Source organism: Serratia montpellierensis, assembly GCF_020858655.1.
Taxonomy (GTDB): domain Bacteria; phylum Pseudomonadota; class Gammaproteobacteria; order Enterobacterales; family Enterobacteriaceae; genus Serratia; species Serratia montpellierensis.
On sequence record NZ_VOSN01000011.1, the window covers coordinates 67,864 to 89,548 of the forward strand.

The 21,685-nt window shown below is 61.9% G+C and carries 17 protein-coding genes; 13 read left to right on the plus strand and 4 right to left on the minus strand.

The genetic code is table 11. The annotated features are described in order from the left end of the window. Window positions 1–47: 47 nt before the first annotated feature. Window positions 48–614 carry a GNAT family N-acetyltransferase gene (locus FUU19_RS11640; RefSeq protein ID WP_230490586.1) on the plus strand — a complete coding sequence of 189 codons (567 nt, stop codon included), beginning with the start codon at window positions 48–50 and terminating at the stop codon, window positions 612–614. Here the strand turns inward: FUU19_RS11640 and FUU19_RS11645 are convergent. Together FUU19_RS11645 and FUU19_RS11650 are read right to left on the minus strand one after the other, a co-directional pair. Then, window positions 611–1,228 carry a pyridoxamine 5'-phosphate oxidase family protein gene (locus tag FUU19_RS11645; RefSeq protein WP_141967297.1) on the minus strand — a complete coding sequence of 206 codons (618 nt, stop codon included), beginning with the start codon at window positions 1,226–1,228 and terminating at the stop codon, window positions 611–613. The genes FUU19_RS11640 and FUU19_RS11645 overlap by 4 nt on opposite strands. A 68-nt stretch (window positions 1,229–1,296) precedes the next feature. Beyond that, complete coding sequence (locus FUU19_RS11650) at window positions 1,297–2,250, minus strand: aldo/keto reductase (protein ID WP_141967295.1); 954 nt, start codon at window positions 2,248–2,250, stop codon at window positions 1,297–1,299. A gap of 271 nt (window positions 2,251–2,521) precedes the next feature. On the opposite strand from FUU19_RS11650, the gene FUU19_RS11655 reads away from it, so the two are divergent. The 6 genes from FUU19_RS11655 to baeR are packed head-to-tail and all read left to right on the plus strand — an operon-like array spanning window position 2,522 to window position 13,495. Next, complete coding sequence (locus FUU19_RS11655) at window positions 2,522–3,760, plus strand: MdtA/MuxA family multidrug efflux RND transporter periplasmic adaptor subunit (protein WP_141967292.1); 1,239 nt, start codon at window positions 2,522–2,524, stop codon at window positions 3,758–3,760. Then, the gene (locus tag FUU19_RS11660; protein ID WP_230490585.1) at window positions 3,760–6,882 is read left to right on the plus strand and encodes an MdtB/MuxB family multidrug efflux RND transporter permease subunit; all 3,123 of its coding nucleotides are present in this window, start codon (window positions 3,760–3,762) and stop codon (window positions 6,880–6,882) included. Before FUU19_RS11655 ends, FUU19_RS11660 begins: the two co-directional genes overlap by 1 nt. Beyond that, window positions 6,879–9,959 (plus strand): multidrug efflux RND transporter permease subunit MdtC, encoded by a 3,081-nt coding sequence (gene mdtC / locus FUU19_RS11665; protein WP_230490584.1) that lies wholly within the window; start codon window positions 6,879–6,881, stop codon window positions 9,957–9,959. Before FUU19_RS11660 ends, mdtC begins: the two co-directional genes overlap by 4 nt. A gap of 10 nt (window positions 9,960–9,969) precedes the next feature. Beyond that, complete coding sequence (gene mdtD / locus FUU19_RS11670) at window positions 9,970–11,400, plus strand: MFS transporter (protein WP_141967286.1); 1,431 nt, start codon at window positions 9,970–9,972, stop codon at window positions 11,398–11,400. Continuing rightward, on the plus strand, window positions 11,397–12,779 hold the full coding sequence (gene baeS / locus FUU19_RS11675) for an envelope stress sensor histidine kinase BaeS (RefSeq protein ID WP_230507130.1): 1,383 nt from the start codon (window positions 11,397–11,399) through the stop codon (window positions 12,777–12,779). Before mdtD ends, baeS begins: the two co-directional genes overlap by 4 nt. Continuing rightward, window positions 12,779–13,495 (plus strand): envelope stress response regulator BaeR, encoded by a 717-nt coding sequence (baeR, locus tag FUU19_RS11680; protein WP_060441150.1) that lies wholly within the window; start codon window positions 12,779–12,781, stop codon window positions 13,493–13,495. The genes baeS and baeR overlap by 1 nt, the downstream gene beginning before the upstream one ends. 8 nt (window positions 13,496–13,503) lie before the next feature. On the opposite strand, the gene FUU19_RS11685 is transcribed toward baeR, so the two are convergent. Together FUU19_RS11685 and FUU19_RS11690 are read right to left on the minus strand one after the other, a co-directional pair. Next, window positions 13,504–13,893: a type II toxin-antitoxin system VapC family toxin gene (locus tag FUU19_RS11685; RefSeq protein WP_149571695.1), complete on the minus strand. Its 390-nt coding sequence runs from the start codon at window positions 13,891–13,893 to the stop codon at window positions 13,504–13,506. A gap of 3 nt (window positions 13,894–13,896) precedes the next feature. Continuing rightward, window positions 13,897–14,160 carry an antitoxin gene (locus FUU19_RS11690; RefSeq protein ID WP_049204860.1) on the minus strand — a complete coding sequence of 88 codons (264 nt, stop codon included), beginning with the start codon at window positions 14,158–14,160 and terminating at the stop codon, window positions 13,897–13,899. Between the two features lie 337 nt (window positions 14,161–14,497). Here FUU19_RS11690 and FUU19_RS11695 point away from each other — a divergent pair, with 337 nt between their 5' ends. From FUU19_RS11695 to FUU19_RS11720, 6 genes are all read left to right on the plus strand, one after another. Then, window positions 14,498–14,836, plus strand: a complete 339-nt coding sequence (locus FUU19_RS11695) for a YegP family protein (protein WP_033644064.1) — start codon at window positions 14,498–14,500, stop codon at window positions 14,834–14,836. A 301-nt stretch (window positions 14,837–15,137) separates the two neighbouring features. Further along, window positions 15,138–16,490 carry a prephenate-dependent tRNA uridine(34) hydroxylase TrhP gene (gene trhP, locus FUU19_RS11700; protein WP_141967277.1) on the plus strand — a complete coding sequence of 451 codons (1,353 nt, stop codon included), beginning with the start codon at window positions 15,138–15,140 and terminating at the stop codon, window positions 16,488–16,490. 466 nt (window positions 16,491–16,956) lie between these two features. Beyond that, on the plus strand, window positions 16,957–17,862 hold the full coding sequence (gene yegS, locus FUU19_RS11705) for a lipid kinase YegS (protein WP_141967275.1): 906 nt from the start codon (window positions 16,957–16,959) through the stop codon (window positions 17,860–17,862). A gap of 167 nt (window positions 17,863–18,029) precedes the next feature. Then, window positions 18,030–19,244, plus strand: a complete 1,215-nt coding sequence (manD, locus tag FUU19_RS11710; RefSeq protein WP_180547582.1) for a D-mannonate dehydratase ManD — start codon at window positions 18,030–18,032, stop codon at window positions 19,242–19,244. 5 nt (window positions 19,245–19,249) lie between these two features. After that, a complete protein-coding gene (locus FUU19_RS11715) occupies window positions 19,250–20,266 on the plus strand; it encodes a Zn-dependent oxidoreductase (protein WP_197834515.1) in 1,017 nt (338 codons plus the stop codon). Between the two features lie 91 nt (window positions 20,267–20,357). After that, the gene (locus tag FUU19_RS11720) at window positions 20,358–21,647 is read left to right on the plus strand and encodes an MFS transporter (protein WP_180547583.1); all 1,290 of its coding nucleotides are present in this window, start codon (window positions 20,358–20,360) and stop codon (window positions 21,645–21,647) included. Window positions 21,648–21,685 lie beyond the last annotated feature (38 nt).

Sequence of the window (21,685 nt, forward strand, 5' to 3'; positions counted from 1 at the left end):
CCAAGGGCGCGGTTCGCCGCGCCCTTGCTCATTGGAGGCTATGCATCATGTCAACCATCCTTACCCTCGACAGCACCAGGCTGCGGCTGCGCGCCTGGCGCGACGACGATCTGCCGGCCTTCGCCGCGCTTAACGCCGATCCGCAGGTGATGCGCTATTTCCCGGCGACGATGACGGCCGAGGAAAGCCACGCGCAGGCCGAACGCATCCGCGCCTTCATGCAACAACATGGCTGGGGGCTATGGGCGGTGGAAGTGAAAGGCGGCGCGCCTTTTATCGGTTTTGTCGGGCTGGCGCGGCCGGGCGACGATCTGCCTTGCTCCCCCTGCGTAGAGATTGGCTGGCGGCTGGCGGCGGCCCACTGGGGCAACGGCTACGCCGCTGAAGCGGCACGCGCTGTGCTGGCGTGCGCCTTCGACACGCTGCACTTGCCGGAAGTGGTGTCCTTCACCGCCGAAAATAACCAGCCGTCGCGCCGGGTAATGACGCGCATCGGTATGCAGTTTGACGGCGAAACCTTCCTGCACCCGCGCCTGCCGACGGGCCATCCGCTGCAAAAGCACGTCTTGTACCGGCTGAACCGGCAAACGTGGCGCGACCGCCACGGCGATTAATACAGCGTATCCTTCAGTCGCTGCGGCAACGCGCTGTCATACTCCTCACCGTCGAAGCGCGTTTGGCTCACCGCGGCCAAAATATGGCCGGGGCTGGGCAGCGCCGAACGTTCGAGGCGGCTGCCCTCTTCCCAGAGTCCCGAACGCAAGATCGCCCGGCTGCACTGGAAGAACACCGCCTCCACCCGAATCCGCAGCACCGAACGCGGCAGCTGATTGCGGTGGGCGAAGCGTTGCAGCACCGCCGGCGCCACCACGATCTCCGCCCGCCCGTTAATCCGCAGCGTTTCACCGATGCCGGGGATCAGCAACAGCAGCGCTACCCGGTTGTCGTGCAGGATATTGCGCAGGCTATCGATGCGGTTATTGCCGCGCCGGTCCGGCAGCAGCAAGGTTTTCTCGTCTTCGATATGGATAAAACCGGCCGGATCGCCGCGTGGTGAGACATCCATGCCGTCCGGCCCGACCGTTGAGAGCGCGGCAAACGGCGCCGCCTCGATAAACGGGCGGTACGCCGGGTGGATATAGCTGACTTCTTTAAAAACCGAGGGCGCGGCGGGTTTGCCGTACAGCTGTTCCAGCGTCGCGAGGTCGTTGATGGTATCACCAGACATTGCGGTTTCCTGAATGGGCCATGTTGACCCCTTCAGCATAGAGCAAAATCGCCGCCGGGTAACGCCCCCTACTCGGCGCTGGCGTCGTTCAGCGCCTGAATGTCGTCCGCATCCAGCGTCAGCTGGGTGGCGCTGACCAACTCATCCAGCTGCGGCAACGAGGTCGCGCTGACGATCGGCGCGGTGATGCTCGGGCGCGCTATCAGCCAGGCCAGCGAGACCTGCGCCGGGGAGCTGCCGTGCTTGCCCGCCACCTGATCCAGCGCCGCCAGAATGCGGAAGCCGCGCGGATTAAGGTAGCGTTCGACGATGCGATCGCCACGCTGGCTTTTGCCCTCGTCCGCTTTGCTGCGATATTTGCCGGTCAGGAAGCCGCTGGCCAGCGCGAAGAAATTGATCACCCCGAGGCCATGGCGCTGCGCCACACCTTCCAGCTCGGCTTCATACCCTTCACGCGCATACAGGTTGTACTCCGGCTGCAGGGTTTCATAACGCGCCAGCCCGTTGCTTTCGCTCACCCGCAGCGCTTCTTCCAGGCGATCCGCCTGATAGTTGGAGGCGCCGATCGCCCGCACCTTGCCGGCCTTGATCAGCGCATCGAACGCCGCCAGCGTCTCTTCCAACGGCGTATCGCGGTCATCATCGTGCGACTGATAAAGATCGATATAATCCGTTTGCAGGCGGCGCAGCGAATCTTCCACCGCCTGCTGAATATAGCGCGGCGACAGCCCCTGTTTGCCTTCGCCCATCGGTTTGCCCACCTTGGTGGCGATGATCACCTGGTCGCGCTTGCCGCTCTTCTTGAGCCATTCGCCGATGACGGTTTCCGATTCGCCGCCCCGGTTGCCCGGCGCCCAGCTGGAATAGACATCGGCGGTGTCGATAAAGTTGAGCTGATTGTCCACCAGCGCATCCAGCAGGCTGAAAGAGGTCGCTTGATCCGCCGTCCAGCCGAACACGTTGCCGCCGAAGGTCAACGCCGGCACCTGAATGCCCGAACGGCCCAGTTGTTTCTTGCTCATTATAAGGCTCCATGGGTTAAATGATTTGCTCGTTAATTATTAGCTCTGAATGCAGAAAGTCGTTAAAACACATTGGCTATAAGTTAAAAGCCAACGCTTATAAACATAGCAGGCAACAATCGTTAACTTATTCGGAAAATGCTGACGGTTCCTCCTTATTTCCTTCATTTTTATGCCGCTTTGGCTAGCTAAACTAGTATTCTGTAAGGAGTGCTATTTTTGTGGCAACGCGTGCCCGCACGCTTGTCCTTTGGAGAGAATTTTCGCCGCCATGAATGCAAAACCCCAACGTCGTTCCCTGATGCTGCGCCTGCTGGTTGTCGCCATCGTGGCCATTGCCGCCGTACTGATTTGGCGCCATTTCAATACCGCACCGCCGGCCGCTGAAACACCGGCGGCTGCCCGTCCTGCCGGTGGAGGCAAAGGGGCGGCCGGCGGCAAACGACGCGGCAATCTGTCGCCGGTTCAGGTGGCCACGGCCACGCAGCAATCGGTGCCAAGCTATCTGATCGGGCTGGGCACCGTCACCGCTGCCAATACCGTTACCGTCACCAGCCGGGTCGATGGCCAATTGATGACGCTGCACTTCACTGAAGGGCAACAGGTGAAAGCCGGCGATCTGCTGGCAGAGATCGATCCGCGGCCCTTCCAGGTGCAGCTGACGCAGGCGCAAGGGCAGCTGGCGAAAGACCAGGCAACGCTGGCCAACGCCCGGCGCGATCTGGCGCGCTATCAGCAACTGGTGAAAACCAACCTGGTTTCCCGCCAGGAGCTGGATACGCAGGCCTCACTGGTGCAGCAGACCGAAGGGTCAATCAAGGCCGATCAGGGCGCGGTGGACAGCGCTCAGCTGCAGCTGACCTACAGCAAAATCATCGCGCCGATCTCCGGTCGCGTGGGTCTCAAGCAGGTCGATATGGGCAACTACATCACCAGCGGCACCACGGCCATCGTGGTGATCACGCAAACGCACCCGATCGAGGTGGTGTTCACCCTGCCGGAAGGCAACATCAGCGAAATCATGAAGGCACAGAAAACAGGGCCGGTCAGCGTCGAAGCCTGGGGGCGCACCAACAAGACTCTGCTGGCGCAGGGCAACCTGCTCAGCCTGGACAACCAGATAGACACCACCACCGGCACCATCAAGCTGAAGGCGCAGTACGCCAACCAGGACGATGCGCTGTTTCCCAATCAGTTCGTCAATGCGCGGCTGAAAGTCGCCACGTTGCAAAACGCCATCGTGGTGCCGACCGCCGCGGTGCAAATGGGCAACGAAGGCAACTTCGTCTGGACGATGGACGATGAGAACAAGGTCAGCAAACGCCTGGTCACCATCGGCATTGAAGACAGCCAGAACGTGGTCATCGCCAGCGGCCTGAACGCCGGGCAGCGTGTGGTGACCGACGGCATCGATCAACTGACGGAGGGCATGAAGGTCGAGGTGGTGACGCCGCAGACCCCGGCGGCCGGCGGCAACGCCACACCGCACGCCAAGCGGGAGAAAGCCTGATGCAGGTGATGACGCCGAACCCCGGCGGCGGGCCGTCCCGTCTGTTTATCCTGCGCCCGGTCGCCACGACGCTGCTGATGGTGGCGATCCTGCTGGCGGGGATCATCGGCTACCGCGCGCTGCCGGTTTCCGCCCTGCCGGAGGTCGATTATCCGACCATTCAGGTGGTGACGCTGTACCCCGGCGCCAGCCCGGACGTGGTGACCTCTGCCATCACCGCGCCGCTGGAGCGCCAGTTCGGGCAAATGTCCGGCCTCAAACAGATGCTGTCGCAAAACTCCGGCGGCGCCTCGGTGATCACCCTGCAGTTCCAGCTGGCGCTGTCGCTGGATGTCGCCGAGCAGGAGGTGCAGGCGGCGATCAACTCCGCCACCAACCTGCTGCCGACCGATCTGCCCTACCCGCCGATCTACAGCAAGGTTAACCCCGCCGATCCGCCTATCCTGACGCTGGCCGTCACCTCCACCGCCATGCCGATGACGCAGGTGGAAGACATGGTGGAAACGCGCGTGGCGCAGAAGATTTCCCAGGTGACCGGCGTCGGCCTGGTTACCCTTTCCGGCGGCCAGCGCCCGGCGGTGCGCGTGAAGCTCAACGCGCCGGCGATGGCGGCCAACGGACTCGACAGCGAAACCGTGCGCACCGCCATCACGGCCGCCAACGTCAACTCCGCCAAAGGCAGTCTGGACGGCCCGACCCGCTCGGTCACCCTGTCCGCCAACGATCAGATGAAATCTGCCGATGAGTACCGGCGGCTGATCGTCGCCTACAAAAACGGCGCGCCGATCCGCCTGCAGGACATCGCCACCGTCGAACAGGGTGCGGAAAACACCCGGCTGGCGGCCTGGGCCAACAAGCAGCCGGCGATCGTGCTGAACATTCAGCGCCAGCCCGGCGTCAACGTCATCACCACCGCCGACAGCATTCGCGAAATGTTGCCGACGCTGATTAAAAGCCTGCCCAAGTCGGTCGACGTCAAGGTGCTGACCGACCGCACCACCACCATTCGCGCCTCGGTCAGCGACGTGCAGTTCGAGCTGCTGCTGGCGATCGCGCTGGTGGTGATGGTGATTTACGTGTTCCTGCGCAACGTGCCGGCAACCATTATCCCCAGCGTGGCGGTGCCGCTGTCGCTGGTCGGCACCTTCGCCGCCATGTACTTCCTCGGTTTCTCCATCAACAACCTGACGCTGATGGCGCTGACCATCGCCACCGGCTTCGTGGTGGACGACGCCATCGTGGTGATCGAGAACATCTCGCGCTACATCGAGAAAGGCGAAAAACCGCTCGACGCCGCGCTCAAAGGGGCCGGTGAAATCGGCTTCACCATCATCTCGCTGACCTTCTCGCTGGTGGCGGTGCTGATCCCGCTGCTGTTCATGGGCGACATCGTCGGCCGCCTGTTCCGCGAGTTCGCCGTGACGTTGGCGGTGGCGATTCTGATCTCCGCCGTGGTGTCGCTGACGCTGACGCCGATGATGTGCGCCCGCCTGTTGAGCCACGAGTCGCTGCACAAACAGAACCGTTTCTCCGCTGCCTCCGAGCGCTTCTTCGAACGCGTGATCGCCGGCTACGGCCGCTGGCTGAAAGTGGTGCTCGCCCACCAGTGGCTGACGCTGTGCGTGGCGTTGAGCACCCTGGCGATCACCGTGCTGCTCTATTTGTTCATCCCCAAGGGCTTTTTCCCGATCCAGGATAACGGCCTGATCCAGGGCACGCTGGAAGCGCCGCAGTCGGTATCGTTCAGCAAAATGGCGGCACTGCAACAGCAGGTCGCCGCGCAGGTGCTGCAAGATCCGGCGGTAGAGAGCCTGACCTCGTTTATCGGCGTCGACGGCACTAACGCCGCGCTCAACAGCGGCCGGCTGCAGATCAACCTGAAACCGTTGAGCGAACGCAGCGGCAGCCTGCAAAGCATCATCGACCGGATGCAGGAAAAAGCGGCGACGCTGCCCGGCCTGAAGCTCTACCTGCAGCCGGTGCAGGATCTGACCATCGATACCCAGGTCAGCCGCACGCAGTACCAGTTCACCCTGCAGGCGATGTCCCTCGAGCAGCTCAGCCAATGGGTGCCGCAGCTGGTCGACGAACTGCAACAGACGCCTGAACTGCAGGACGTCAGCAGCGACTGGCAGGATCAGGGGCTGGAGGCCTATATCAACGTCGATCGCGACTCGGCTTCGCGCCTCGGTATCCAGATGAGCGACGTGGACAGCGCGCTATACAACGCCTTCGGCCAGCGCCTGATCTCCACCATCTATACCCAGGCCAACCAGTACCGCGTGGTGCTGGAGCATGACGTGCAGGCGACGCCGGGGCTGGCGGCGCTGAACGACATCCGGCTGACCAGCAGCAGCGGCGCCGTGGTGCCGCTGAATACCATCGCCAAAATAGAACAGCGCAACGGGCCGCTGGCGATCAACCATCTCGATCAGTTCCCGTCGACCACGGTCTCCTTCAACGTGGCGGAGGGCTATTCGCTGGAAGAAGCGGTCAACGCCATCACCCAGGTCGAGAAGACCCTGGCGATGCCGAAAGACATCACCACCAAATTCCAGGGCGCGACCCTGGCCTTCCAGGCGGCGCTCGGCAGCACGCTGTGGCTGATCCTGGCGGCGGTGGTGGCGATGTATATCGTGCTGGGCGTGCTGTATGAAAGCTTCATTCATCCGGTGACCATCCTCTCCACCCTGCCGACCGCCGGGGTCGGCGCGCTGCTGGCGCTGATGCTGGCAGGCAGCGAACTGGACGTGATCGCCATCATCGGCATCATCCTGCTGATCGGCATCGTGAAGAAAAACGCCATCATGATGATCGACTTCGCCCTGGCCGCCGAACGCGAGCAGGGCATGAAGCCCTATGACGCCATCTATCAGGCCTGCCTGCTGCGTTTTAGGCCGATCCTGATGACCACGCTGGCCGCCCTGCTCGGCGCGCTGCCCCTGATGCTCAGCACCGGCGTCGGCGCGGAGCTGCGCCGGCCGCTCGGCATCTGCATGGTCGGCGGCCTGATCATGAGTCAGATGCTGACGCTGTTCACCACCCCGGTGATCTACCTGCTGTTCGATAAACTGGCGCGCAATACCCACGCCAAAAAAGACGAAGCGCGGGAGACACCGTGAAATTCTTCTCGCTGTTTATCTTCCGGCCGGTGGCCACCACCCTGCTGACGCTGGCGATTGCGCTGGCGGGCGCGTTGGGCTTCAGCCTGCTGCCCGTCGCGCCGCTGCCACAGGTGGACTACCCGGTAATCTCCGTCACCGCAACTTTGCCGGGCGCCGATCCGGAAACCATGGCGACCTCGGTCGCCACCCCGCTGGAGCGCGCGCTCAGCCGCATCGCCGGGGTTAACGAAATGACCTCGATGAGCTCGCTCGGCAGCACCCGCGTTGTCCTGCAGTTCGATCTCAGCCGCGACATCAACGGCGCCGCGCGCGACGTGCAGGCGGCGATCAACGCCGCACAAAGCCTGTTGCCTTCCGGCATGCCGAGCCGACCCACCTATCGGCAGATGAACCCGTCGGACGCGCCGATCATGATCCTGACGCTCACCTCCGACACCTACAGCCAGGGGCAACTTTACGACTTCGCCTCCACCCAGCTGGCGCAGAAGATCGCTCAAACCGAGGGCGTCGGCGACGTCACCGTCGGCGGCAGCTCGCTGCCTGCGGTGCGGGTGGAGCTGAACCCTTCCGCGCTGTTTAACCAGGGCGTCTCGCTGGACAGCGTGCGCCAGGCCATCAGCAACGCCAACCTGCGCACGCCGCTCGGCTCGACCGAAAGCCAGGACAAGCGCTGGCAGATCCAGAGCAACGACCAGATCAAGAAGGCCGAGGGCTACAAGCCGCTGATCGTGCATTACAACAACGGCTCCGCCGTCCGGCTGAGCGACGTCGCCAACGTCATCGACTCGGTGCAGGACGTGCGCAACGCCGGGATGACCAACGCCCAACCGGCGATCCTGCTGGTGGTCAGCCGTTCGCCGGACGCCAACATCATCGCCACCGTCGATCGCATCCGCGCCGAACTGCCCGATCTGCAGGCCAGCATTCCGGCCTCGATCAAGCTGAACATCGCGCAGGATCGTTCGCCGACCATTCGCGCCTCGCTGGCGGAAGTGGAGCAATCGCTGGTCATCGCCATCGCGCTGGTGATCCTGGTGGTGTTCGCCTTCCTGCGCTCCGGCCGCGCCACGCTGATCCCCGCCGTCGCGGTGCCGGTGTCGTTGATCGGCACCTTTGCCGCCATGTATCTGTGCGGCTTTAGCCTCAACAACCTGTCGCTGATGGCGCTGACCATCGCCACCGGCTTCGTGGTGGACGACGCCATCGTGGTGCTGGAAAACATTTCCCGCCACGTGGAAGCCGGCATCAAGCCGCTGCAGGCGGCGCTGCAAGGGATACGCGAGGTCGGCTTTACCGTGCTTTCGATGAGCATGTCGCTGGTGGCGGTGTTCATTCCGCTGCTGCTGATGGAGGGGCTGCCGGGGCGCCTGTTCCGCGAGTTCGCCGTTACCCTGTCGGTGTCTATCGGGCTGTCGCTGATCATCTCGCTGACGCTCACGCCAATGATGTGCGCCTACCTGCTGCGCCCGCAAACGGAACGTGCGCAGCAGCGCGTGCGCGGCTTCGGCAAGCTGTTGCTGAAACTGCAGCAGGGCTATGGCCGCTCGCTGCACTGGGTGCTCGATCATGCCCGCTGGGTGCTGGCGATCCTGCTGGCGACGGTAGCGCTGAACGTCTGGCTGTATATCAGCGTCCCGAAAACCTTCTTCCCGGAACAGGATACCGGCCGCCTGATGGGCTCCATTCAGGCCGATCAGAGCATCTCGTTCCAGGCGATGCGCCAAAAGCTGCAGGATTTCATGACCATCGTGCGCGACGATCCGGCGGTGGATAACGTCACCGGCTTTACCGGCGGCTCGCGCACCAACAGCGGCTCGATGTTCATCTCGCTCAAGCCGCTGTCCGAACGTAAGGACAGCGCGCAGCAGGTGATCGCCCGCCTGCGCACCAAGCTGGCAAAAGAGCCCGGCGCCAGTCTGTTCCTGATGGCGGTGCAAGATATCCGCGTCGGCGGCCGGCAGGCCAACGCCAGCTACCAGTACACGCTGCTGTCGGACGATTTGAGCGCCCTGCGCACCTGGGAACCGAAAATCCGCACCGCGCTGGCCGCCCTGCCGGAGCTGGCGGACGTCAACTCGGATCAGCAGGATAAAGGCTCGGAGATGGATCTGATTTACGATCGCGACACCATGTCCCGCCTCGGCATCTCGGTGTCCGACGCCAACAACCTGTTGAACAACGCCTTCGGTCAGCGCCAGATCTCGACCATCTATCAGCCGCTCAACCAATACAAGGTGGTGATGGAAGTGGCGCCGCCCTACACCCAGGACGTGAGTTCGCTGGACAAAATGTTCATCATCAACAGCGAAGGCAAGGCGATACCGCTCTCCTACTTCGCGCACTGGCAGCCGGCCAATACGCCGCTGGCGGTGAATCACCAGGGTCTGTCCGCCGCCTCCACCATCTCGTTCAACCTGCCGCTCGGTGTCAGCCTGGGAGACGCCACTGACGCCGTCACCCGCACCATGACCCAGCTCGGCGTGCCGCCCACGGTACGCGGCGCTTTCGCCGGCACCGCCCAAGTGTTCCAGGATACCCTGAAATCGCAGGTGATCCTGATCCTGGCGGCGATCGCCACGGTGTACATCGTGCTCGGCGTGCTGTACGAGAGCTATATCCATCCGCTGACCATCCTCTCCACGCTGCCTTCCGCGGGCGTGGGCGCGCTGCTGGCGCTCGAGCTGTTCGGCGCGCCGTTCAGCCTGATCGCGCTGATCGGCATCATGCTGTTGATCGGTATCGTGAAGAAAAACGCCATCATGATGGTCGACTTCGCGCTCGAAGCGCAGCGCAACGGCGGCATCAGCGCCCGCGAGGCGATTTTCCAGGCCAGCCTGCTGCGTTTCCGGCCGATCATGATGACCACGCTGGCGGCGTTGTTCGGCGCGCTGCCGCTGGTGCTGGCCAGCGGCGATGGCGCCGAACTGCGCCAGCCGCTCGGCATCACCATCGCCGGCGGTCTGGTGATGAGCCAGCTGCTGACGCTGTACACCACGCCGGTGGTCTATCTTTACTTCGACCGGCTGCAGGCGAAGTTCCGCCGCAGTAAGCAACTGGCCCCACTGCCCCATTAATGGCCGACCGATGCTGATGAAACACACCGCCACGGTACGCTGGCAACTCTGGATAGTGGCGTTCGGCTTCTTTATGCAGACGCTGGATACCACTATCGTCAACACCGCCCTGCCCTCGATGGCCGCCAGCCTGGGGGAGAACCCGCTGCGCATGCAGTCGGTGATCGTCTCCTATGTGCTGACGGTGGCGGTAACGCTGCCGGCCAGCGGCTGGCTGGCGGACAAGGTCGGCGTACAGCGGGTGTTTTTCAGCGCCATCGTGCTGTTCACCCTTGGCTCCATTCTCTGCGCCCGTTCGGAAACCCTGAACGAACTGATCGCCTCGCGTGTGCTTCAGGGCGTCGGCGGCGCGATGATGGTGCCGGTCGGCCGTCTGACGGTGATGAAGATCGTGCCGCGCGAACAGTACATGGCAGCGATGACCTTCGTGACGCTGCCGGGCCAGATCGGCCCGCTGATGGGGCCGGCGCTGGGCGGCTTTCTGGTGCAATACGCCAGCTGGCACTGGATTTTCCTGATCAATATTCCGGTAGGCATCGTGGGCGCCATCGCCACGCTGCTGCTGATGCCCAACTACCAAATGCAGACCCGACGCTTCGACGTCAGCGGCTTTATCCTGTTGGCGATCGGCATGGCGTCGCTGACGCTGGCGCTCGACGGCCACAAAGGCATGGGGCTGTCCGGCAGCGCCATCGCCGGCCTGGTGGCGCTGGGCGTAGCGGCGCTGTTGGGGTATGTTTGGCATGCCTACGGCAATAGCCGCGCCCTGTTCTCACTGCGGCTGTTGCGCACCCCGACTTACAAGATCGGGCTGCTGGCCAGCCTGCTGGGGCGCATCGGCAGCGGCATGCTGCCGTTCATGACGCCGCTGTTCCTGCAGGTGGGCATGGGTTTCACGCCGTTCCACGCCGGGCTGATGATGATCCCGATGATCATCGGCAGCATGGGCATGAAGCGCATCGTGGTGCAGGTGGTCAATCGCTTCGGCTACCGCAACGTGCTGGTGGCCGCCACGCTGCTGCTGGCGCTGGTCAGCCTGAGCTTCCTGCTGGTGGCGATGCTCGGCTGGCTGTGGCTGCTGCCGGTGGTGCTGTTCTTCCAGGGGATGGTCAACTCGCTGCGCTTCTCGGCGATGAACACCCTGACGCTGAAAGATCTGCCGGACCGGCTGGCCAGCAGCGGCAACAGCCTGCTGTCGATGGTCATGCAGCTGTCGATGAGCCTCGGCGTCAGCGTTGCCGGCATTTTGATCGGCAGCTTCGCCCATCACCAGGTGGTGGCCGACAGCCCGGCCATCCACAGCGCATTTATTTACAGCTACTGCTGTATGGCGTTGATTATCGCCCTGCCCGCGCTGGCCTTCGCGCGCGTGCCGGCCGATAGCGCGCCCAACCGCACGCTGACCAAAGAGCCGGGAACCGGCTCAACGAGGTTGCAATGAAGATAGGCATTACCGGGAAGCTGTTCCTGGCCATTTTCGCCGCCTGTATGCTGGTGTTAATCACCATGCATTGGGGGGTGCGCGTCAGCTTTGAGCGCGGCTTTATCGACTACATCAAGAGCAGTAACGAACAGCGCATCAACATGCTGAGCGAAGCGCTGGAGGAACAGTACAGCCACCACGGCAACTGGGTATTCCTGCGCAACAACGATCAGGTGGTCTACCAAATCATGCGTTCGTTCGAGCAGAACAGCGACAGCAGCCACAACCTGCCGCCCAAGGGTTGGCGCACCCAGTTTTGGGTGGTGGACAGCCAGTTCAATCGGCTGGTCGGGCATTCGGGTCCCTTGCCGAAAGAGGGACCTCGCCACCCGATCCGCTACAACAACGAGATCGTCGGCTGGGTGCTCACCACCCCGGTCGAGCGCCTGACGCGCAATACCGACATCAACTTCGATCGCCAGCAGCGGCGCACCAGCTGGATTATCGTCGCGCTCTCCACCCTGTTGGCGGCGGCGGTGACCTGGCTGCTGTCACGCGGCATGCTGGCCCCGGTCAAGCGCCTGGTGGCGGGCACCCACCGCCTGGCGGCGGGGGATTTCACCACCCGCGTGGCGGTCAGCAGCCAGGATGAACTGGGCCGGCTGGCGCACGACTTCAACCAGCTGGCCACCTCGCTGGAAAAAAACGAACAGATGCGCCGCGCCTTTATGGCCGACGTATCGCACGAGCTGCGCACGCCGCTGGCGGTGCTGCGCGGCGAGCTGGAGGCGCTGCAGGACGGCGTGCGCCAGCCGACGCCGGCAGCGCTCAGTTCTCTGCAGGCCGAGGTGTCTACCCTGACTAAACTGGTCGACGATCTGCACCAGCTGTCGCTTTCCGATCTCGGTGCGCTGGCCTATCGCAAATCGTCAGTGGACTGCGTGCACCTGCTGCAGATCGCCGTCGCCGCCTTCCGCGAACGCTTCCGCGCCAAAGGGCTGGAGATCGTTACGCAACTGCCGGCCCAGGCGCCGCTGTTCGGCGATCCCGATCGCCTGAACCAGCTGTTCAATAACCTGCTGGAAAACAGCCTGCGCTACACCGACGCCGGCGGCCGGCTGGAAATCAGCGCCGAGCTGCAGCCGGGGCGGCTGTTCCTCTACTGGCAGGACAGCGCACCGGGCATCAGCGATCAGCAGCTGACGCGCATTTTCGAACGTTTCTACCGGGCGGAAGGCTCGCGTAACCGTGCCAGCGGCGGTTCCGGGCTGGGGCTGGCAATCTGCCACAACATCGTGGAAGCCCACGACGGGAAAATCCGCGCCGAGCATTCGCCTTTAGGCGGCGTGCGCATTACAGTAGAATTTGCTACCCCGATAAAAAATAAGGCGCCCTGATGGACATTCAGAATCACCCCGTGCAGATCATGATTGTTGAAGATGAGCCCAAACTGGGCCAGCTGCTGGTGGATTATCTGCAGGCGGCGGGTTACGCCACCCGCTGGCTGACCAACGGCAACGAGGTGGTGCCGACCGTGCACCAGCATCCGCCGGCGCTGATCTTGCTCGACCTGATGTTGCCGGGTGCCGACGGTCTGACGGTGTGCCGCGAGCTGCGCCGCTTCAGCGACGTGCCTATCGTCATGGTGACGGCGAAAATCGAAGAGATCGATCGCCTGCTGGGGCTGGAGATCGGCGCCGACGATTACATCTGCAAACCCTACAGCCCGCGCGAAGTGGTGGCGCGAGTGAAAACCATCCTGCGCCGCAGCTATCGGCCGCAGGAGAGCGCGCGGGAAGATGACCTGCTGCACATCGATGAGCCGCGTTTCCAGGCCAGCTATCAGGGGCAGTTGCTGGATCTGACGCCGGCGGAATTCCGCCTGCTGAAAACGCTGGCCAGCCAGCCGGGCAACGTGTTTTCACGCGAGCAGCTGCTGAACAACCTGTATGACGACTACCGGGTGGTCACCGATCGCACCATCGACAGCCACATCAAAAACCTGCGCCGCAAGCTGGAACTGATCGACGGGGAAAAATCTTTTATCCGCTCGGTATACGGCGTGGGCTACCGCTGGGAGGCCGAGCCCTGCCGGCTGGTGAATGGGGTTTAGGGGGGAAATCAGCGCGTCCAGTCTTCGACCGCCAACCCGGGCACCATGGCAAATGCGCGATCGTTGGTCACCAGCGTCGCGCCACGGCTCTGCGCGTGAGCGGCGATCAGTTGATCCAGCGCGCCCATGATTTTGCCCTTTCTCTCCATGTTCGCGCGCATTTCACCGTAGCAGCGGGCGGCCTCGCTATCCCATGCATAGACCGTCACTGCGGCCAGAAAGGCCTCGACCATGCTTTGCAACGCCTTGTTCCGCCGTTTAGCCACACCGTAAAGCAGTTCCGCTTCCGTTACGCTGGAAATGCACACGGCAGAAGGCGGAAGCTTTTCCATGATGCTTAGCACCTGCGGATGCTGCCGAAACAGGTGGCTGACGGTATTGGTATCAAACATGTACATCGCCTACTCTTCCTCTGAGAAAGGATCGCGCTCTGCAACCCCTTGCTGACGATCTTCCGCGCCAAGAAACTCTTGCGGCACCGGCGTTTGGGCGATAATGCTCAGCAGCGGTGCCCAGCTGTCCGGCTTTGCCGGATATTTGGATAAAATCACGTTTCCCTCCCGATCGCGACGGATATACACACGATCCGTATCAAATTCAAATTCCACCGGTAACCTCACCGCCTGATTTCTACCGTTTTTAAACAGCTTGGCGATTCTTTCCATCTCGACACTCCACAGCAGGCATAGGCCAAAGCATATGCCTGCAGCGTTTCGATGCCAAGATCTATCGCTCACTTTTCACTCACCTTTACGTAGCGGGCAAACGGTAACGCGCAATGCTGCTCGATGAAACCACGTAATTGTCATTATGCGGCGCACTGCGCAATCACCACGCCTTCCCTTAGCTTCCCGTGCGGCGCCGGGCTGCTCGGATGAAAACTCCGCGCCGGCGCAAAAAAACTGCGCATTTTTTAGACTAAGCTGCTGTGAGGTTTAGCCGCCGATTTTCAAGCGATTGGCTACACTTACATCACGAATCGGAACCTACAGGAGAAGAACCATGGCAATCGGTCATTACGAGCTGAAAAAAGCAAAGAACGGACAGTACCACTTCAACCTGAAAGCCAGTAACGGCGAGATCATTCTGGCCAGCGAGATGTACGCCAGCAAAGCGTCGGCGGAGAACGGTATCGCTTCGGTGCAGACCAACTCGCCGCACGAAGCGCAGTTTGAACTGAAACACAGCACCAGCAATCAGCCCTATTTTGTGCTGAAGGCCAAGAACCATCAGGTGATCGGCGTCAGCGAAATGTACAGCTCCGAAAGCGCCGCCAAAAACGGTATCCAGTCGGTGATAAAAAACGGCCCGACCACCGATATCCGCGATTTGAGCGCCTGACCCCTCGTTTCGCCCGCGCGGTGGCCGCCATCGCGCGTTTCCCGTTTGACCGGGATCAATCTCCCTTGAATAAATCTGGTTAACTGCTGATTTCTTGCCGCGCTGCGGCTACAATCCCCCGCTTTTACTGCGCCATCTGGGGCGCGATATACCCACTGGCTTTCATACGGCAGCTAGGCGGCAAGTTCGTGAGTCTCCAGGAGCTTGGTCAACCAAGTGACTGGAGTGAGCGAATGCAGCCAACAACGCTGCAGTTCGAAAGACAGAGGTATACTGACCTGAAATCAGACCGAGACACACTATGTTTACACCGGAACTTCTCTCCCCGGCCGGAACGCTGAAAAACATGCGTTACGCCTTCGCCTATGGCGCCGATGCGGTTTACGCCGGCCAGCCGCGCTACAGCCTGCGGGTGCGCAACAACGAGTTCAACCACGAGAATCTGGCGCAGGGCATCAACGAAGCGCATGCGCTGGGCAAAAAATTCTACGTGGTGGTGAACATCGCCCCGCACAACGCCAAGCTGAAAACCTTCCTGCGCGATCTGAAGCCGGTTATCGATATGGGCCCGGATGCGCTGATCATGTCCGATCCCGGCCTTATCATGATGGTGCGCGAAGCCTTCCCGCAGATGGACATCCACCTGTCGGTGCAGGCCAACGCCGTTAACTGGGCGACGGTGAAGTTCTGGAAGCAAATGGGCCTGACCCGCGTGATCCTCTCGCGAGAACTGTCGCTGGAAGAGATCGCCGAGATCCGCGCCGAAGTGCCGGACATGGAGCTGGAGATCTTCGTCCACGGCGCGCTGTGCATGGCCTACTCCGGCCGCTGCCTGCTATCGGGCTACATCAACAAGCGCGATCCCAACCAAGGTACCTGCACCAACGCCTGCCGCTGGCAGTATAAGGCTGAAGAAGGCAAAGAGGACGACACCGGCAATATCGTGCACCTGCACGAGCCGATCCCGGTGCAAACCGTCGAGCCGACGCTGGGCATCGGCGCGCCGACTGACAAGGTGTTCATGCTGTCTGAAGCGCAAAAACCAGGCGAATATATGAGCGCCTTCGAAGACGAGCACGGCACCTATATCATGAACTCCAAGGATCTGCGCGCCATCCAGCACGTGGAGCGTCTGACGCAGCTCGGCGTGCACTCGCTGAAGATCGAAGGCCGCACCAAGTCCTTCTACTACTGCGCCCGCACCGCCCAGGTCTACCGTCGCGCCATCGACGACGCGGCCGCCGGCAAACCGTTCGATGCGACCCTGCTCACCACGCTGGAAGGCCTGGCACACCGCGGCTACACCGAAGGCTTCCTGCGCCGCCACGTGCACGAAGCGCAGCAGAATTACGACTACGGTTCCTCGCTCTCCGAACGCCAGCAGTTCGTCGGCGAATTCACCGGCGTGCGCCGTGATGGCTGGGCGGAAGTCGACGTGAAGAATAAGTTCGCACTCGGTGACAGCGTCGAAATGATGACGCCGGGCGGCAACGTGGTCTTCACCCTCGAAAGCATGCAAAATAAGAAAGGCGAGCCGATTGAGGTGGCGCCGGGCAACGGCCATATCGTTTATTTGCCGATCCCGCAGGATATCGATCTCAATTATGCGTTGCTGATCCGCAATTTGGCGGAAGAAAATAGCGTCGTGGCATAAAAACGAATCGCCGTCATTCGGCGGCGATTTTTAGCAAATATTAGAATTGGATCACATCAATGTGCGCGCAGCTTGGTTACTATCACGCTGCTTAAAACGAACAACGAAAATATTTGCATAGCAATACTAGGAACCACCTCCTTAGCCGGCCCAATCTCCCTTGGGCTGGCTTTTTCTTTATGGGTGCGCCTATTTTTTCGCTGTGCCTATTTCCATTATCTTTTCCCGTTATCCATTTAAATAAGAATAATAACGTCACATCGATATATAAATAACGCTACAGCGAATAATCCCTCCGTCATAAAAACTTCTCTTATTATCCTGCAAAATTCAGATAAATTCGTACCATCACCCTATTCACTGCGATGCGGGATATAAGCGGAATTAGCTGAATATTCTGATGGCCTGACGGCGGCAGCTGGTTTATCTTGAGGCATTCTTGGTTTTCCGCCGGAGGAGATCGGCAATGCCTCAACACTCACATGCAGCCGCCCTGCTTATTCTCAACGGCAAGGGCGCCGGCAACGAAGAACTGCGTCAGGCGGTCACACGGCTGCGCGAAGAGCAGGTAACGCTGCACGTACGCGTCACCTGGGAGCACGGCGACGCCGCGCGCTACGTCGCGGAAGCCGCACAGCTTGGCGTCGGCACCGTCGTCGCCGGCGGCGGTGACGGCACCATCAACGAAGTGGCCGCCGCGCTGGTGCAGCTGCCGGCGCATAACCGGCCGGCGCTGGGCATCCTGCCGCTCGGCACCGCCAACGATTTCGCCATGGCCTGCAATATTCCCCCGTCGCCGGAACAGGCGCTACAGCTGGCGATCAAGGGCCGCTCGGTGCCGATCGATCTGGCCAAGGTCAACGGCGAGCGCTACTTCATCAACATGGCCACCGGCGGCTTCGGCACCCGCATCACCACCGAAACGCCGGAGAAGCTGAAGGCGGCGTTGGGCGGCGTGTCCTACTTCGTTCACGGCTTGCTGCGCATGGATACGCTGCAGGCCGACCGCTGTGAAATCCGCGGGCCGAACTTCCACTGGGCCGGCGACGCGCTGGTGATCGGTATCGGCAACGGCAAACAGGCCGGCGGCGGCCAGGAACTGTGCCCCACAGCGCTGATCAACGACGGCCTGCTGCAGCTGCGCCTGCTGATCGCCGATGAGCTGCTGCCGGCGCTGGTCGCTGCCCTGTTCAACGACGAAGAGAGCAACAGCATCCTCAGCGCGGCGCTGCCGTGGCTCGAGATCGACGCGCCTCATGAGATCACCTTCAACCTCGACGGCGAACCGCTCAAAGGCCGTCATTTCCGCATCGAAGTGTTGCCGCAGGCCATCGAATGTCGCCTGCCGCCTAACTGCGCTCTGCTGGGCTAATTCTGTCGGGCGCAGCCGCTGCGCCCCGCATCTTCCCCCCGTTTATCTGCTTCCGCTCGCGATCAAATGTGATCCTCTCCGGCAAATCCATTAATTCATACTTGTATGGTAGTTAGTTCATGGCGTATTTTCGCGCTATCTCTCCGCAGCTACAGGATGTGAAGGTTATGAAAATCGTCAACGCCGAGGTGTTCGTCACCTGCCCGGGGCGCAATTTTGTCACGCTGAAGATCACCACCGATGAGGGCATCATCGGCCTCGGTGACGCCACGCTGAACGGGCGTGAATTGCCGGTGGCCTCTTACCTGAAAGATCATCTCTGCCCGCAGCTGATCGGCCGCGACGCACAGCGGATCGAAGACCTCTGGCAATTCTTCTACAAAGGCGCTTACTGGCGGCGCGGCCCGGTGACCATGTCGGCCATTTCTGCCGTCGACATGGCGCTGTGGGACATCAAGGCCAAGGCCGCCAACATGCCGCTGTATCAGTTGCTGGGCGGCGCATCGCGTTCGGGGGTGATGGTGTATTGCCACACTACCGGCCACTCGATCGACGAGGTGCTCGACGACTACGCCAAACATAAAGAGCAAGGCTTCAAGGCGATCCGCGTTCAATGCGGCGTGCCGGGCATGAAAACCACCTACGGCATGGCCAAGGGCAAAGGCCAGGCCTATGAGCCGGCCACCAAGGGTGACTGGCCGGAAGAACAGCTATGGTCGACGGAAAAATACCTCGATTTCACCCCCAAACTGTTCGACGCGGTGCGCAACAAGTTCGGCTTCAACGAGCATCTGCTGCACGACATGCACCATCGCCTGACGCCAATTGAAGCGGCGCGCTTCGGCAAAAGCGCCGAACCGTATCGCCTGTTCTGGATGGAAGATCCGACGCCGGCGGAAAATCAGGCCTGTTTCCGCCTGATCCGCCAGCATACCGTCACGCCGATCGCCGTCGGCGAGGTGTTCAACAGCATCTGGGACTGCAAACAGCTGATTGAAGAGCAGCTGATCGACTATATCCGCACCACCCTGACGCACGCGGGCGGTATTACCGGCATGCGGCGCATCGCCGACTTCGCCTCGCTGTATCAGGTGCGTACCGGCTCCCACGGCCCTTCCGATCTGTCGCCGATCTGCATGGCGGCGGCGCTGCATTTCGATCTGTGGGTGCCGAACTTCGGCGTGCAGGAATACATGGGCTATTCCGAGCAGATGCTCGAGGTGTTTCCGCACAGCTGGACGTTCGACGACGGCTATATGCATCCGGGCGATAAGCCGGGCATCGGCATCGAGTTCGATGAGAAGCTGGCGGCCCGTTACCCGTATGAACCGGCCTACCTGCCGGTCGCACGTCTGGAGGATGGCACCTTATGGAATTGGTAAACACCATGCGCAGCGTCGTGATCGAACAGCCCGGGCGCCTGGCGCTGCAGACGCGCGCGCTGCCGCAGCCGGCGGCCGGCGAGGTGCGGGTCAAGGTGAAATTCGCCGGCATCTGCGGCTCCGACGTCCACATCTATCACGGCCATAACCCGTTCGCCCGCTACCCACGGGTGATCGGCCACGAGTTCTTCGGCCTGATCGAGGCGCTGGGCGAAGGCGTCGATCCGGCCCGCCTCGGCGAACGCGTCTCGGTAGACCCGGTGGTGAGCTGCGGCCACTGCTATCCCTGTTCGGTCGGCCGCCCCAACGTCTGCACCTCGCTGCAGGTGATCGGCGTGCACCGCGACGGCGGCTTCAGCGACTACGCCTGCGTGCCGGCGCGCAACGCCTACCCGGTTCCACCCGCCATCAGCGATCGCCACGCCGCGATGATCGAACCGTTCAGCATCGCCGCCAACATCACCGCCCATCTGCAACCGCGCCCCGACGACATCGCGCTGATCTACGGCGCCGGGCCGATGGGGCTCACGGTGATCCAGACGCTGAAAGGCGTGTACGGCGTCAAGCAGGTGTGGGTCGTCGATCGCATCGCCGAGCGGTTGGACATGGCGCGCGCCAACGGTGCTGATGAAGTGTTCAACAACGCCGAGGCCGCATTGCCGCAGGCGCTCCAGCAGCGTGGCATTCAGCCGACGCTGATCGTCGATGCCGCCTGCCACCCCGCCATTTTACCGGAAGCGATCGCGCTGGCCTCGCCGGCGGCGCGCATCGGCATCATGGGCTTTTCCGGCGAGGCCTGCACCCTGACCCAGCAGGGCATCACCAGCAAGGAGCTGTCGATCTTCTCCTCGCGCCTGAACAGCGCGCGCTTCCCGCAGGTGATCGCCTGGATGGCGGACGGCAAGCTAGACCCGGAGCGGCTGCTCACCCACTGCGTGCCCGCCGACGACGTCGAACGGGCGATGCTGATGTTCGAGCGGGATCAGCGCACCTGCTGCAAGGTACTGCTGCAGTTCGAGTAACGTCACGGCAGCATCGGGGCATTGGGCGGCCCCCGCCGCCCGTGCAAACAACGAAGCATCACGATTAAAACGACACCCAGTGGAGTGCTTTATGTTTAAAAACCTGCGTTGGACCATCGTGTTCCTGCTGTTCATGGTCTACATGATCAACTACCTCGATCGCGTGGCGCTGTCGATCACCGTGCCGATGATCGAACAGGATCTGATGCTGAACGCCGAACAGTTCGGCCTGATCTTCGGCAGCTTCTTCTTCGGCTACGCCATCTTCAACTTCGTCGGCGGGCTGGCGGTCGACCGTTTCGGCCCGACGCTGGTGCTGGGCGTGGCGGTCGGTCTGTGGTCTCTCTTCTGCGGCATGACGGCGATCGCCACCGGTTTTTACTCGATGCTGATCCTACGCGTCCTGTTCGGCATGGCCGAAGGGCCGATCTGCGCCTCGGCCAACAAGATGATCAACGGCTGGTTCCCGAAGAAGCAGGCGGCGACCGCCATGGGCCTGCTCAGCGCAGGTTCGCCATTAGGCGGCGCGGTGGCCGGGCCGATCGTCGGCTATCTGGCGCTGGCGTTCGGCTGGCGGCCGGCGTTTATGATCATCTGCGCCATCGGCATCGTCTGGATGCTGGTGTGGTTCTTCGTGGTGGCGGATAACCCGGCGAAAAGCCAACGCGCCAGCGCCGAAGAACGGGCGCTGATCGCGCGGTTGAAACAGGAAAACCTCGGCGAGGAAAGCGCGCTGAGCGACGCCGCGCACGGGCTGGGTTACTACCTGAAGCAGCCGATCATTCTGGTCACCGCCTTCGCCTTCTTCTGCTACAACTACATTCTGTTCTTCTTCCTGAGCTGGTTCCCTTCGTATCTGGTGCAGGCGCACAACCTGAACATCAAAGAGATGAGCCTGACCACGATGATCCCGTGGATCGTCGGCTTCGTCGGGCTGGCACTCGGCGGCTATATTTCCGACAAAATCTTTAACATCACCGGCAAATTGCTGCTGTCGCGCAAGATCGTGCTGGTCACCAGCCTGCTGGCGGCGGCGGTGTGCGTGGCGTTGGCAGGTACCGTCAGCAGCGTGGTGCCGGCGGTGATGCTGATGTCGGTGTCGATCTTCTTCCTTTACATCACCGGCGCCCTCTACTGGGCGATCATCCAGGACGTGGTGCATAAATCCCGGGTCGGCGGCGCCAGCGGGTTCATTCATTTGATCGGCAGCGTCTCCGGCATCATCGGGCCGATCGTCACCGGCTACATCGTGCAGAACACCGGCAAATTCGACAGCGCCTTTATGCTGGCGGGCGGCGTCGCCGCGCTGGGCGCGCTGCTGGTGCTGCTGGTGATCAAGGCGCCGCGCGCAACGGCGGGCGTGCAAATCTTAAAACCCTAACGCCAGACGGGGCAGCTTCGCCCCTTTGCTTACCTCTC

Excerpts from the sequence above, each read along its gene's own strand:
- FUU19_RS11640 (WP_230490586.1), top strand. The coding sequence starts at position 48 with ATGTCAACCATCCTTACCCTCGACAGCACCAGGCTGCGGCTGCGCGCC.
- FUU19_RS11690 (WP_049204860.1), bottom strand. The coding sequence starts at position 14,160 with ATGGAAAGAATCGCCAAGCTGTTTAAAAACGGTAGAAATCAGGCGGTG.
- FUU19_RS11685 (WP_149571695.1), bottom strand. The coding sequence starts at position 13,893 with ATGTACATGTTTGATACCAATACCGTCAGCCACCTGTTTCGGCAGCAT.
- FUU19_RS11695 (WP_033644064.1), top strand. The coding sequence starts at position 14,498 with ATGGCAATCGGTCATTACGAGCTGAAAAAAGCAAAGAACGGACAGTAC.
- manD (WP_180547582.1), top strand. The coding sequence starts at position 18,030 with ATGAAAATCGTCAACGCCGAGGTGTTCGTCACCTGCCCGGGGCGCAAT.
- FUU19_RS11655 (WP_141967292.1), top strand. The coding sequence starts at position 2,522 with ATGAATGCAAAACCCCAACGTCGTTCCCTGATGCTGCGCCTGCTGGTT.
- FUU19_RS11720 (WP_180547583.1), top strand. The coding sequence starts at position 20,358 with ATGTTTAAAAACCTGCGTTGGACCATCGTGTTCCTGCTGTTCATGGTC.
- baeR (WP_060441150.1), top strand. The coding sequence starts at position 12,779 with ATGGACATTCAGAATCACCCCGTGCAGATCATGATTGTTGAAGATGAG.
- FUU19_RS11660 (WP_230490585.1), top strand. The coding sequence starts at position 3,760 with ATGCAGGTGATGACGCCGAACCCCGGCGGCGGGCCGTCCCGTCTGTTT.
- baeS (WP_230507130.1), top strand. The coding sequence starts at position 11,397 with ATGAAGATAGGCATTACCGGGAAGCTGTTCCTGGCCATTTTCGCCGCC.
- trhP (WP_141967277.1), top strand. The coding sequence starts at position 15,138 with ATGTTTACACCGGAACTTCTCTCCCCGGCCGGAACGCTGAAAAACATG.
- yegS (WP_141967275.1), top strand. The coding sequence starts at position 16,957 with ATGCCTCAACACTCACATGCAGCCGCCCTGCTTATTCTCAACGGCAAG.
- FUU19_RS11650 (WP_141967295.1), bottom strand. The coding sequence starts at position 2,250 with ATGAGCAAGAAACAACTGGGCCGTTCGGGCATTCAGGTGCCGGCGTTG.
- mdtD (WP_141967286.1), top strand. The coding sequence starts at position 9,970 with ATGCTGATGAAACACACCGCCACGGTACGCTGGCAACTCTGGATAGTG.
- FUU19_RS11715 (WP_197834515.1), top strand. The coding sequence starts at position 19,250 with ATGCGCAGCGTCGTGATCGAACAGCCCGGGCGCCTGGCGCTGCAGACG.
- FUU19_RS11645 (WP_141967297.1), bottom strand. The coding sequence starts at position 1,228 with ATGTCTGGTGATACCATCAACGACCTCGCGACGCTGGAACAGCTGTAC.